Genomic DNA, 11,838 nt, shown 5'->3' on the forward strand with positions numbered 1-11,838 from the left:
CCTGCCACCCGCCCACCCATCGTCGCAGGCAGCCATCGCTCCGGCCCCGCCGCCCGCCGGGCTTGCGATGCCGGTGCCCCGCGCCTGCATGTATTTTGCGACCGCGGCCATTCTCGCCGTCGCGCAGGGCTTCAGCCAGAGCATGGTCTCGGTCAACACCCAGCAGTTGCAGGGCGTCTTCGGCGCAACTCAGGCCGAGACAGTCTGGCTGACGGTTGCCTTCATGGCACCGAACGCCTCGCTCTCACTGGCCCTGATCAAGGTCCGGGGACAGTTCGGCCTGCGTCGATTTGCCGAATTCGCCATCGTCGCGTTCCTGCTGTCGTCTTTGCTGAGCTTTGCCGCCGACGACTTCCAGTCAAACCTTGCCGTCCGGTTTCTTGCCGGCTGCGCTGCCGCCCCGATGACATCGCTTGGCTTTCTCTACATGCTGGACCCCCTGCCCCCACACAGGAAAATGAATGTCGGGCTGGCCGCATCCCTCACCCTCATCTTCATGGGCTCGACTGTGACGCGGTTGATCTCGCCGCATTTGCTGGCACTCGGATCATGGCACGGGCTGACCATTTTCGAGGCGAGCCTTGCTGCAGTTGGATTGGGCCTGATCTACCGTTTCCCCCTGCTGGCACCCGCACAGCCGATGCGGATCGAAGCGGGGGACGTGATCTCGTTCCTGCTGATCTTCATCGGCTTTGGCAGCCTGACGGTCGTCGCAATCACCGGTGCCCAATACTGGTGGACGGAACAGGCCTGGCTGGGTTGGACACTGGTCGCAGGGATAGCGACCCTGGCCCTTGCAGCGATCATCGAACTGAACCGCAAAACCCCGCTGCTCGATATTCGCTGGCTGGCCAGCCCGGGCATCATGCATTTCGCCGCCTCGCTGCTGTTCTTCCGCCTGATCCTCAGCGAGCAGACCGCAGGCGCAGCCGGCCTGCTTGGCACACTCGGGTTGCAAAACGAACAGATGCGCGGGCTCTGGTTGGTCGTGCTGGGCGCAACGATCCTTGGCGGCGTGATCTGTGCGGTGCTGTTGAAGCCGGGGCGGGAAAAGCAGTTCCATGTCGTCGCCCTTCTGCTGTTGATCGGCGGATCGCTTCTGGACGCTCGTTCGACCTGGGCGACCACGCCTCGGGATATGTACCTGTCGCAGGCCATGATCGGCATGGCCTCGGCCCTGTTCCTGCCTCCGGCCCTGCTGTCCGGCGTGATGGCGGCCCTCGCCAAAGGTTCGGACTACATCCTGACCTTCATCATCATCTTCCTGACCACCCAGAAACTTGGCGGCTTCCTTGGTGGCGCAGTCTTCTCGACATTCATCCAGAGCAGGACCATCCTGCACCAGCAGCGGCTAGGCGAGGCCCTCGTTACCACGGATCCGATGGTCGCCGAACGTATCGCGACCTATGCCTCGTCCATGTTTCCAGTCCTCCGGGACTCGACCCTGCGCAGCGCGCAGGCGGCGGCGCAACTGGCCGCCGATGTGCGGACACAAGCCAGCGTCCTGGCCTATAACGATGCCTTCCTGATGACCGCCGCGGCTTCCACGATCGGGCTCGCCCTGTTGCTTGGCCATAGCGCCATCGACCTGCTCAAGGCGAAACATGCCGCCCGGTCGACAGTCGTCACCCCTCCCGCAAGCCAGGGCGCACCCGTTGCGACAGCCGCCTGAAGGACCATCAACATGCTTTCCAACGCAACCCGACATATCGCCACATTTTTGACCATCGTCATCGCCGTCGCCGGTATCTTCGGCGTGCTGCTGGCCTGGGGCCTGCCGCCCTTCGCGACCGCGAGCGAAAGGACTGAAGATGCCTATGTGCATGGCATGGTCACGCCTCTGTCGACCGAAGTTTCCGGCACCGTGAAATCCGTCGCCGTCCGGGACTACGAGCGTGTCGCAAAAGGCGATCTGCTGATCCAGCTCGACACGCGGGGCTTCGCCGAAAAACTCGCCCAGGCGAAGGCCCAGCTTGCGTCTTCCGAAGCGTCGCTTTCCGGCATCGCGCAGGAACGCGCAATCGCGACATCGAACATCGAGGCCGCCGATGCGTCGGTCGACGCAGCGCAAGCGTCGCTGGCAGCGGCCAGAAAGAACTTGGAGCGCGCAACGCATCTTCAGGAACGCGGCGTGATGACCGAGAGCGATACCGAAGATCTGCAGCTGTCCCAGGAAAAAGCCCTTGCAGCCCTGCGGCAAGCAAAGGCACAGGCGGGAATGGCCCGGCAATCCCTTGCCGCCCTCGACACCTCCGAAAGCGCCCGCGAGGCCGCCGTGTCCCAGGCCAGGGCGGCGGTATCGCTGGCGCAGATCGATCTCGATAACACCAGCGTCTTTGCACCGATCGATGGTCGCCTCGGAGAGGTTTCGGCACATCAGGGCCAATACGTTTCGGCAGGATCGCGCTTGCTGACCATCGTTCCAGATGATGTCTGGATCGTCGCGAACTTCAAGGAAACTCAGCTTGACCGACTTCGGATCGGGCAGCCTGTCCAGGTTTCTGTCGATGCGCTCGGCGGCACCGAGTACGCTGGCCATATCGAACGATTTTCGCCCGCGACCGGCTCCCAGTTCAGCGTGCTTGGCAGCTCGAACGCGACGGGAAACTTCATCAAGATCGTGCAACGCGTCCCAGTCCTGATCTCGTTGGACAAGGGCCGGGGTCAAGAAGCGTTGCTCGCGCCCGGCATGTCCGTGGTCGTGAGCGCCGGGTCGAACGGGTGACGCCAAAGAAAGGTCTGGCACAATCCTCCTCGTCCGTGATTAGCGAATTTTGCCAGACTGTTCCGTTTCAAGCCACAGTCAAAGCGGCGCATGGCGGATCAGGCGGCGGAGTTGAGCAGCAATTCCTGCCGTGCAGGATCGGGTATCTGGTAATCGAGCCCGACGGCATCCATCAGCAGCCAGTCCCATTCCGCATAGATGAAGTTATGTCCGCGCCCATCCAGTCTTCCTGCGTTTTTGAGATAGTCAGCGCAATCCTCCGTCGAGAATTGGTCGACGATAATTCCGACGGTACTCCAATTTGCGTCAGCAATCCTTCAAGGCCCGAAGGTCGGAGCCATGGCTCGGGTCCTGCTGTGGATGAAATTGCAGACGACTTGAATATGCGATAGCAGGCGATACTCTTCGGGATAAAGTAGCCAATAGGTCCGGTCGAATGTAAGGTCGTCAGGCAGCACCGGAACGAGATCGGTATCGCGCGCCATGAAGCAGGGCAGGACGCCCAGGCCTGCACCGTGCCTGACCGCGTCAAATTGCGCTTTGACCGTCGCCGCGCGATAGACCACCTGAAGATCGGGCAGGATGGCGCGGTTGAAATCCAGCTCAGGCGTGTAAAGAAGCTCGTCAATATAGCCAACGAAAGGGAGTTCTGCCAGATCCTCGCGACGCGCGGGCAATGGATGATGGTCGAAGAAATCTGGCCCGGCGTAAAGCTTTAGGTGGTAGTCCGTCAGCTTGCGCATGACCACGCGCCCCGAAAGCGGCCGGTCCAGGCTGACCGCGATATCGACATCGCGGCGCCAGAGCTTGTGCGAGGCAGGAACGGGAACGAACTCGACCTCCGTGCCCGGATTGTTCTTCACGAAGTCAGGCAGTATTTGGGACAGGACGGTATTCCCGAACCCGTCCGGTGCGCCGACGCGGACACGTCCGCGGGTTTTGCCTTCCAGCCGGGCAAGGCCGTCCGATAGGCCGACAGCCGCCATTTCCATTTCTGAAGCCTTCTGAAGCACCTGCTGGCCGGCATCGGTCAGGATCAGGCCGTCCTCAGTCGGCTCGAACAGGTGGCAGCCAAAGCGCGCTTCCATTTGCTTGACGCGACGCGCGATGGTTGTATGGCTGACGCCTAGTCGCCTGGCCGCGCGGCTCATCCTTCCGGTGCGCTCAATCTCAAGGAAAACCCGTATATCGTCCCAGTTGAAGTTCATCTTCTCCCCCCTGCCGGATCAATCATAGACGAGTTGCGGCAGCCAGAGCACGATTTCTGGCACCAGCAGGACAATGATGACCACGGCAAGCTGGATCAGGACGAAGGGGATAATGCCGCGATAGATCTCGCCGGTCGTGACCTCCTTCGGCGCCGCCCCTTTCAGGTAGAACAGCGAGAATCCCACCGGCGGCGTAATGAACGAGGTCTGCAGCGCCACCGAGAAGAGGACGACGAACCAGACCGGATCGTAGCCGAGATCATTCACCACCACCGGCCCGACCAGCGGCAGGAAGATCAGCGTGATCTCCAGCCAGTCGAGAAAGAAGCCGGCAAGGAAAGCAAAGAACAGGATGGAGACGATGACGCCTATGCCGCCGAAGGGGATCGCATGCAGCCCGGCAGCGATCATCTGGTCGCCGCCAAGCGCGCGCATAACCAATGCGAAGGCAGTGGCTCCGATGAAGATGCCGAAGATGAAGGAGGTAGTCAGCGTCGTGCGCCGCGCGACCTCGTAAAGCACACGAGGCGTCAGGCGACGGTTGGCCAGCGCCAGCAAGGTCGCGCCAAGCGCGCCGATGCCGGCGGCCTCGGTCGGGGTCGCGATGCCGGCAAAGATCGAGCCAAGCACCGCGATGATAAGCCCTAGCGGCGGCAGCACAGCCATGAAGGTGCGCAGCAGGCGCCTTGCCGTGAGGGGCTCGGGATTGGCCGGGCGCGGAGCCAGTCGCGGTTGGAGGGTAACCGCAACCACCACATAAACAAGATATACGATCCCGAGAAGGAGCCCGGGGATCAAAGCGCCCATAAACAATTCGCCCACCGACAAAGCGAGCTGATCGGCCATGATGATCAGCATGATCGATGGTGGGATCAGAATGCCAAGCGTGCCAGCAGAGGCGATGACACCTGCCGCAAGCCGCCGGTCATAACCCTGTTCCAGCATGATCGGCATGGCTATAGTGGTCAGCAGCACCACCGATGCCCCGACAATGCCGGTCGAGGCCGCCAGCAGGATACCGATCAGGATCACCGCCACTGCCAGCCCGCCATTGAACCGACCAAGCGTGGCAGCGAATTCCTTCATCAGAGTCTCGGCAAGGCCGGACTGGTCCAGCATGAGACCCATGAAAACGAATAGGGGCAAGGCCACCAGAACACCGTTCTCCATGACCGACCAGATCCGCTGCACAATGACCGAATAATCGCGCCAACTGTCCAGAAAATAGGTGTCGACGCCCGCATATTGGTGCAGGCCAAGCGCCAGCAGCGCGATGATCAGCGACGACCCCGCCAGCGCCCATATCACCGGGATGCCGAGAAACAGCAGGCCAATAAAGCCAATCAGCATACCGATCACAAGCAATTCGTTGACAGCGAGTCCGAGCATTTCTTTTCCTTGTTTGGAGGTGCTGAATCGCCTTCAGCGATTGCGGATCAGGGCAATCACCTTGGCGACGCGCGACAGTGCGGCGAGAAAGATCAGCACCATTGCAAAGGGGATCAGCGCCTTAATCAGCCAGCGATGCGTCAAGCCGCCGGGTGATCGCGACACTTCGCTCAGCTTATGGGAAAACTCGACGAAGGGGATGGATTCCCCCGCGATCACGAAGGCGAATGGCATCACCAGAATGACCATGGCCAGCAGCTCGATCCAGGCCCGTCGATGTGCAGGCCATTTTTCGGCCAGCACATCGACGCGGACATGCTGATCCTCCACCAGGCAGTAGGCGATGCCAACCATGAAGCCATAGGCGTAAAGATGCCATTGCCATTCTTCCAGCGCGACTGAACTGTCGCTGAGCAGATAGCGGCGGATGACGTTGGTTATGATGACGACAATCAGCACCAGCCAGCTGATATGCGCTGTAACGGCAATGACGCGTATCAATCCGTCCAGCAGGCGCGAGAAAGGAGAGGCCGGCGCCTCAAGGTGTGGATGGCCGGCAGTCGGCGTGTCCTCGACAAGATGGGGCATGAGCCTCTCCTCGTTTTCTGACGCTATTCAGCGGCGGGCGCATTGGCCCATTGCCAGTCACGCGGCAGATAGCCCCGCGAGTGCCAGGCGGTGTTTGAGGCCTGGAAGGCCTTCATCGACCCGTAGACCTTGGCAAACATCGGATCGGCCTCGGATTCGCGCGCCATGACCACCTCGGTCGCGTCGCGAAAAGTTTGCAGAACCTCATCGGGCAGACGGGTGGCGACGACGCCGTTTTCCTCGAAACTGGCCAGAACCGCGCCCTGCAGGGCCTCGGCCCGCGCGATGGCATAGGTGACACCGGCCATGCAGCTTGTCTCGATCATCGCCTGCGTCGTCGGGCTCAGCCCCTGCCAGACATCGCTGTTGATGTAGAGATATTGCGAGGTTGAAGGCTGGTGCCAGCCGGGCAGATGGTAATATTTGGCGACCTGATAGAAGCCGAGTTGTTCATCGACGGTCGGCAGCGAAAACTCAGTCCCGTCCAGCACGCCGGTTTCCAGCGCCTGATACAATTCGCCGCCCGGCAGAACGGACACGGCCATGCCGACCTCTTTCAGGATTTCACCGCCCAAACCGGCCGCGCGGAATTTCAGTCCGGAAAGTTGATCGACGCTTTCGATCGGGAACTTGAACCACCCCGCTGCCTCGGGCGCGATGACGCCGCACAGGATCGGGTGGACGTTGTAGGGTTCAAAGGTCTCCAGCAGCAATTCGTTGCCGCCACCCTGATACATCCAGGCCACGAACTGATCCGGCTCCAGCCCAAAGGGCGTCGCCCCGAACAGGGCCGATGCCGGCACTTGCCCGCGCTCGTAGCCCATCCAGCTATAGCCTGCCTCGATCTGCCCGGTAGCGGTGCTTTCAAAAACCGCCAATGCCGGAATCAGCTTTCCGGGCTCTAAGATCTCGAATTCGATCTTACCGCCCGAAAGCGTGTTCAGCCTTTCGGCCACCCAGGGCAGCGTATCGCCAAGCGCCGTCAGATTCGATGAAAAGCTGATCGGCACTGCCCATTTCAGCGTGTCGGCTTCTTGTGCCGAAGTGCCTGTTGCCGCAATCGTGCCGACAGCAAGGCATGCCACACTGGCCCCAAGGCGCACGTTTTTTCTATATCCCATTTTATTCTTCCTCCCTGTTTTTACACGGGCCAACACTATGGCAGTGCATGCACGAGCCCCTATGAACGATATCGAACATGCACCGTGCGAATTCGTTACTTTCATCGCCGAGCTTGAGCCACCTTCATAGTCGAACCGCAGGCGCGCCCGTTCGAGGGCCCATGAATTCTGGGGAGGAGAATTTCGCGATGCAGGAATTTGGTAACTACGATTACGTGATTGTGGGCGCGGGTTCAGCGGGTTGCGTGCTGGCCAACCGGTTGAGCGAGAACCCCGATAGCCGCATCCTGCTGCTGGAGGCGGGAGGCCGAGACAATTACCACTGGATCCATATCCCCGTCGGCTATCTTTATTGCATTGGCAATCCGCGAACCGATTGGGGCTATTCCACTGAGTCTTGCGCGGGCTTGGGCGACCGGTCGCTGATCTATCCGCGAGGGCGGGTGCTCGGCGGCAGTTCCTCGATCAACGGGATGCTCTATATCCGAGGTCAGGCAGCGGATTACGATGGCTGGCGGCAGATGGGGTGCCGGGGCTGGGGTTGGGACGAGGTGCTGCCCTATTTCATCAAATCAGAAGACTATTATGGCGGCGCCAGCGAAGGGCACGGTGTTGGCGGCGAATGGCGCGTCGAAGAGCAGCGCCTGAAATGGGATATTTTGGACGCCTGGCGCGATGCCGCCGTCGCAGCGGGCATTCCGGCCGTCGAGGATTTCAATCTCGGCGATAATTTCGGCGTCAGCTATTTCAAGGTGAACCAGCGTCGCGGCTGGCGGTGGAGCACGGCGAAGGGCTTTTTGCGCCCGGCAAGCCAGCGCCCGAACCTAACAGTGCTGACCCAGGCCCTGACTGAGCGCATCCTGTTCAATGACCGCCGCGCGCAGGGGGTGCTGTTCCAGCACAATGGACAGCGCAGCCGCGTCTCGGCGCGCCGTGAGGTCATTCTTTCGGCTGGTGCGATCGGCTCACCCCAGATCCTGCAGCTTTCCGGGATCGGACCCGGTGAACTGCTTCGCAAGCACGGCATCAACGTCCTACACCATTCACCCGATGTCGGCGAGAATCTTCAGGACCATCTGCAGATCCGCTGCGCTTACAAGGTCAGTGGCGCAAAGACCCTGAATACAATGAGCGCGTCGCTCTGGGGCAAGAGCATGATCGGGCTGGAATATGCGCTGAAACGCAGCGGTCCGATGTCGATGGCCCCAAGCCAGCTTGGCGCTTTCGCCTATTCCCATGAAGGCGCGGCGACGCCCGATCTGGAATATCATGTTCAGCCTGTCACGCTTGAGGCCTTTGGTCAGGCACCACATAGCTTCCCCGCGATAACTGCCAGTGTCTGCCAGCTTCGTCCCGAAAGTCGCGGCCATGTCAGGATCACATCCATCAGTGCCTCAGATCATCCTGAAATTCAGCCCAACTATCTTTCGACAGCTCATGATCAATTGACTGCGGCGCGGGCCATCCGCCTGACCCGAAAAATTATGGCTCAGAAACCTCTGGCGCGCTACGAGCCCAAAGAATTCAAGCCGGGCTCCCATCTCAGCACCGACCAAGAACTTTCCCAAGGTGCAGCTCAAATCGCGTCGACAATCTTTCATCCTGTCGGCACAGTCCGGATGGGTTCGGACGAGCAGTCTGTTGTAGATGACCGGTTGCGGGTGCGAGGTGTCGAGGGGCTGCGTGTCGTGGACGCGTCCATTATGCCAACAATCACATCGGGTAACACCAACTCGCCCACTGTCATGATTGCAGAACGCGCAAGCGACATGATCAAACGCGCCGACTGACACAAAAAGCTGATAGCGGGCAAGCTTGGCTCTCGAACAGTCTGATGGGCGTTGTCAGAGGGAATTCCGTTGAGCGGGGCAGGAAGGTATCGTAGCGCCGCGGGATGACGAAAGACGCCCCAATCAAGTACTTCCGGACCAGCCGGGAGATCATTCGCTTGGCGGTCATGATGTACGTTCGGTTCCCTCTGTCACTGCGCAATGTCGAGGATCTGCTGCACGAGCGGGGCATCGACATCAGCCATGAACCCGTTCGGTTCTGGTGGAACCGCTTTGGCCCGATGTTCGCCTCCGAGATCCGCAAGAAACGCGCCGAGCGGCTTCGTTCCGGTCCGCAGTGGCAATGGCATCTGGACGAGATGTTTGTGAAGATCAACGGCGAGCGCCACTACCTTTGGCGGGCAGTTGATCATGAGGGGGAGGTTCTGGAGAGTTTCGTGACGAAGAAGCGGGACAAGAAGGCAGCATTGAAATTCTTGAAGAAAACCATGCGGCGATACGGTCGGCCAGAGGCTATCGTCACCGATCTGCTTCGGTCTTACGGCGCGGCCTTGAAGGCGATCGGCTCGGAAAATCTGCAGGAAACCGGTCGCTGGCTGAACAACAGGGCAGAGAGTTCACACTTGCCATTCCGACGACGGGAGCGGGCAATGCAGCGGTTCCGGCGGATGCGAAGTCTGCAGAAATTCACCGCCGTCCATACCTCGGTCTTCAACAATTTCAACTCGGAGCGAAGCCTCTACTCCCGCACCAATTTCAAGAAGAACCGCGCCGCCACCCTCACCGAGTGGCGCGGTCTTTGCGCGGGATAAGAGGCAGCGCTACTGTCCATGTGGAGACGAGTTCGAACCCGTCTGACAGCACCGCCACGCATTCTTCTGAAGAATGCTCTGCTTTGCTTTCATCTTCTCATATCTTTGATCTTTAGCGCTATTCCTGGGGATTGGCGGTTCTGTGGATCTGTATTTGCAGCGATATCTGGCGCGCTTTCCGGCGTTTTGGGGCACCGGTCTCTGCGGTCATGCCGGGCGGATACGTTTGGGCTCCGGGCGGGTTTTGGGGCACGCCCGCGCGGCAGGTCTGGGTTTTGCGCGAGCCATTTACAGGGAATTAAAGCCTTCCGCCGAAAACCTGAATCGTAGGGATTCCCTTGAGGCCTGATCTGTGATTCGTCCTGTTTGGGAGGATGGTTCATGTCAGCACCTTTGCCGGATGCGCTTCGGGCGCGGTTTCAGAAGTTGATTGAGGAAGGGTTAAGCGGGCGCGCGGCGGCGCTGCGCTTGAAGCTTTCGCCTGCCACCGGGGCGCGTTGGGGGCTTGCGATCCGTCACACCGGACAGGCCCGCGCGGCACGTCAAGGTCGGCCCAGGGGCAAGGGAAAGCTCGATCCGCATCGTAGCTTCTTCGCGGAAATCATCGCGCAGGACGGTGACATCACGATGCCGGAGCTGGCATCTGCCTTGCATGACGCAACCGGCGTACGCGCGCACCCGAATGCGATCGGCAAGTTCCTCCGCAAGCTCGGCTATACGCATAAAAAAAGTCGCTGGTTGCCGCCGAACGCCGCCGAACCAAGGTAAGGCGTCTGCGCGAAGACTGGTTCAGGCACCGTATCCCGGCTGTGTCAGCACAGCCTGAACGCGTTGTGTTCATTGACGAAACATCCGTGAAGACAAATCTGACCCGGCTACGGGGCTGGGCGCCGCGTGGAGATCGCGGTGAAGGTCGGCGGCGACACGCATTTCCGCTCGGCGCACCAGCCGATCCGGGTGCCTGTTACGGTCTATCACAAGCACGGTCATCAACGCCTCGTGCAGATCCGCGAGCATCGCGCCGTCGAGGTCGACCTAGCGGATTTCGCGGAGAAGGTCGCAGACATGCCGCCGCTGCCCGGCGTGGGCTTCGCCAGCGACGTTGCCACACCAGCATCGAAGCCCGGCATCGACGCGGTGCTCACCACGCCGGTGCGCGAGGGCGCGGTGGACGACTGGTCCCGGTTCCAGGGGGCCAGCGCCGCCATCGGCCATTACGTCCGCCTTGTTCACGAGGGCCGCCTAGACCCGTTCGCCGGCTGGGAGGCGATCTGCGGCTACAACGCCGCCATGCTGCGCCCGTCCTGGCCGCTCGATCGGCTGATGGCCGAGTCCGAGCGCCTCTGGGCGCTGCATGTGAAGCGCAACGGCCCGCCGCTCCTGCGCGCGGCGCACGCGGGTGCCCCGGCCAGCCCGCTGCCGACCTTCAGCCTCGGCGCTCTGCTCGACGACACGAGCCCCATGCCCGAGGACGTCATCGGGCCGCGCGTGCTGACGCCGGGCGGTCTTCTGGTGCTTGGCGGCGCGCCCAAGGTCGGCAAGAGCGACTTCCTGATCTCATGGCTCGTGCACATGGCCGCTGGCGTGCCGTTCCTCGGCTTCACGCCGCCCCGGACGCTCCGCGTGTTCTACCTGCAGGCCGAGATCCAGTATCACTATCTGCGCGAGCGCATGCAGCAGATCGCGCTGCCCGCCGCCGTGATCGCCGCCGCGCGCGACACCTTCATCGCCACCCCGAAGCTGAAGCTGCTGCTCGACGCGGAAGGCGTCGCCCGCGTCGCCGAGGCGATCCGGGCCGCATTCCCCGACGCGCCGCCCGACATCCTCGTCATCGACCCGATCCGCAACCTCTTCGACGGCGGGCCCGAGGGCGGCGGCGAGAACGACAACACCGCCATGATGTTCTTCCTGAAGGACCGGGTGGAGCTTCTCCGCGAGGCAGTCAATCCGGACGCGGGCGTCATCCTCGCTCACCACACCCGCAAGGCCACCAAGCATCAGGTCAAGGACGATCCCTTCCTCGCGCTCCCCGGCGCCAGCGCGCTGCGCGGCTTCTATACCTCGGGGCTGCTCATGCACCGGCCCGACGAGGACAGCAGTGTCCGCAGGCTGGAGATCGAGCTGCGGAACGGTCCCGCGTTGCCGGGCAAGTGGACTTGTCTCGAAAAGGTGCCGGTTTCTTGAGAGCATAAGAGCGACCAAGGA

10 protein-coding genes are annotated in these 11,838 nt (G+C 61.3%); 6 read left to right on the top strand and 4 right to left on the bottom strand.

All coding sequences use genetic code 11. The annotated features are described in order from the left end of the window. Window positions 1–88 precede the first annotated feature (88 nt). Entirely contained in the window at window positions 89–1,672 is a 1,584-nt protein-coding gene (locus tag Q0330_RS11735) for an MFS transporter (RefSeq protein ID WP_299479170.1), read from the top strand. Between the two features lie 48 nt (window positions 1,673–1,720). After that, window positions 1,721–2,725 carry an HlyD family secretion protein gene (locus Q0330_RS11740; RefSeq protein WP_299479173.1) on the top strand — a complete coding sequence of 335 codons (1,005 nt, stop codon included), beginning with the start codon at window positions 1,721–1,723 and terminating at the stop codon, window positions 2,723–2,725. A 317-nt stretch (window positions 2,726–3,042) separates the two neighbouring features. On the opposite strand, the gene Q0330_RS11745 is transcribed toward Q0330_RS11740, so the two are convergent. Genes Q0330_RS11745 through Q0330_RS11760 form a run of 4 tightly spaced genes read right to left on the bottom strand, consistent with a single transcriptional unit; the run spans window position 3,043 to window position 7,031 of the window. After that, entirely contained in the window at window positions 3,043–3,933 is an 891-nt protein-coding gene (locus Q0330_RS11745; protein WP_299479176.1) for a LysR family transcriptional regulator, read from the bottom strand. Window positions 3,934–3,951: 18 nt separating this feature from the next. Continuing rightward, complete coding sequence (locus Q0330_RS11750) at window positions 3,952–5,322, bottom strand: TRAP transporter large permease subunit (protein ID WP_299479179.1); 1,371 nt, start codon at window positions 5,320–5,322, stop codon at window positions 3,952–3,954. A gap of 33 nt (window positions 5,323–5,355) precedes the next feature. Then, on the bottom strand, window positions 5,356–5,910 hold the full coding sequence (locus Q0330_RS11755; RefSeq protein WP_299479182.1) for a TRAP transporter small permease subunit: 555 nt from the start codon (window positions 5,908–5,910) through the stop codon (window positions 5,356–5,358). A 23-nt stretch (window positions 5,911–5,933) separates the two neighbouring features. Continuing rightward, window positions 5,934–7,031: a TRAP transporter substrate-binding protein gene (locus Q0330_RS11760; RefSeq protein ID WP_299479184.1), complete on the bottom strand. Its 1,098-nt coding sequence runs from the start codon at window positions 7,029–7,031 to the stop codon at window positions 5,934–5,936. A gap of 188 nt (window positions 7,032–7,219) precedes the next feature. Between Q0330_RS11760 and Q0330_RS11765 the strand changes: the two genes are divergently transcribed. From Q0330_RS11765 to Q0330_RS11780, 4 genes are all read left to right on the top strand, one after another. After that, a complete protein-coding gene (locus Q0330_RS11765) occupies window positions 7,220–8,821 on the top strand; it encodes a GMC family oxidoreductase N-terminal domain-containing protein (RefSeq protein WP_299479186.1) in 1,602 nt (533 codons plus the stop codon). Window positions 8,822–8,925: 104 nt separating this feature from the next. Then, window positions 8,926–9,633 (top strand): IS6 family transposase, encoded by a 708-nt coding sequence (locus tag Q0330_RS11770; RefSeq protein ID WP_299479188.1) that lies wholly within the window; start codon window positions 8,926–8,928, stop codon window positions 9,631–9,633. 381 nt (window positions 9,634–10,014) lie between these two features. Then, window positions 10,015–10,401: a helix-turn-helix domain-containing protein gene (locus Q0330_RS11775; RefSeq protein WP_299479190.1), complete on the top strand. Its 387-nt coding sequence runs from the start codon at window positions 10,015–10,017 to the stop codon at window positions 10,399–10,401. A 126-nt stretch (window positions 10,402–10,527) separates the two neighbouring features. After that, window positions 10,528–11,817: an AAA family ATPase gene (locus Q0330_RS11780; protein ID WP_299479192.1), complete on the top strand. Its 1,290-nt coding sequence runs from the start codon at window positions 10,528–10,530 to the stop codon at window positions 11,815–11,817. The last annotated feature ends 21 nt before the right edge of the window (window positions 11,818–11,838 follow it).

Source organism: uncultured Paracoccus sp. (assembly GCF_937873615.1).
In the GTDB taxonomy this organism is placed as follows: domain Bacteria; phylum Pseudomonadota; class Alphaproteobacteria; order Rhodobacterales; family Rhodobacteraceae; genus Paracoccus.

Excerpts from the sequence above, each read along its gene's own strand:
- Q0330_RS11760 (WP_299479184.1), bottom strand. The coding sequence starts at position 7,031 with ATGGGATATAGAAAAAACGTGCGCCTTGGGGCCAGTGTGGCATGCCTT.
- Q0330_RS11750 (WP_299479179.1), bottom strand. The coding sequence starts at position 5,322 with ATGCTCGGACTCGCTGTCAACGAATTGCTTGTGATCGGTATGCTGATT.
- Q0330_RS11770 (WP_299479188.1), top strand. The coding sequence starts at position 8,926 with ATGACGAAAGACGCCCCAATCAAGTACTTCCGGACCAGCCGGGAGATC.
- Q0330_RS11735 (WP_299479170.1), top strand. The coding sequence starts at position 89 with ATGTATTTTGCGACCGCGGCCATTCTCGCCGTCGCGCAGGGCTTCAGC.
- Q0330_RS11775 (WP_299479190.1), top strand. The coding sequence starts at position 10,015 with ATGTCAGCACCTTTGCCGGATGCGCTTCGGGCGCGGTTTCAGAAGTTG.
- Q0330_RS11765 (WP_299479186.1), top strand. The coding sequence starts at position 7,220 with ATGCAGGAATTTGGTAACTACGATTACGTGATTGTGGGCGCGGGTTCA.
- Q0330_RS11755 (WP_299479182.1), bottom strand. The coding sequence starts at position 5,910 with ATGCCCCATCTTGTCGAGGACACGCCGACTGCCGGCCATCCACACCTT.
- Q0330_RS11745 (WP_299479176.1), bottom strand. The coding sequence starts at position 3,933 with ATGAACTTCAACTGGGACGATATACGGGTTTTCCTTGAGATTGAGCGC.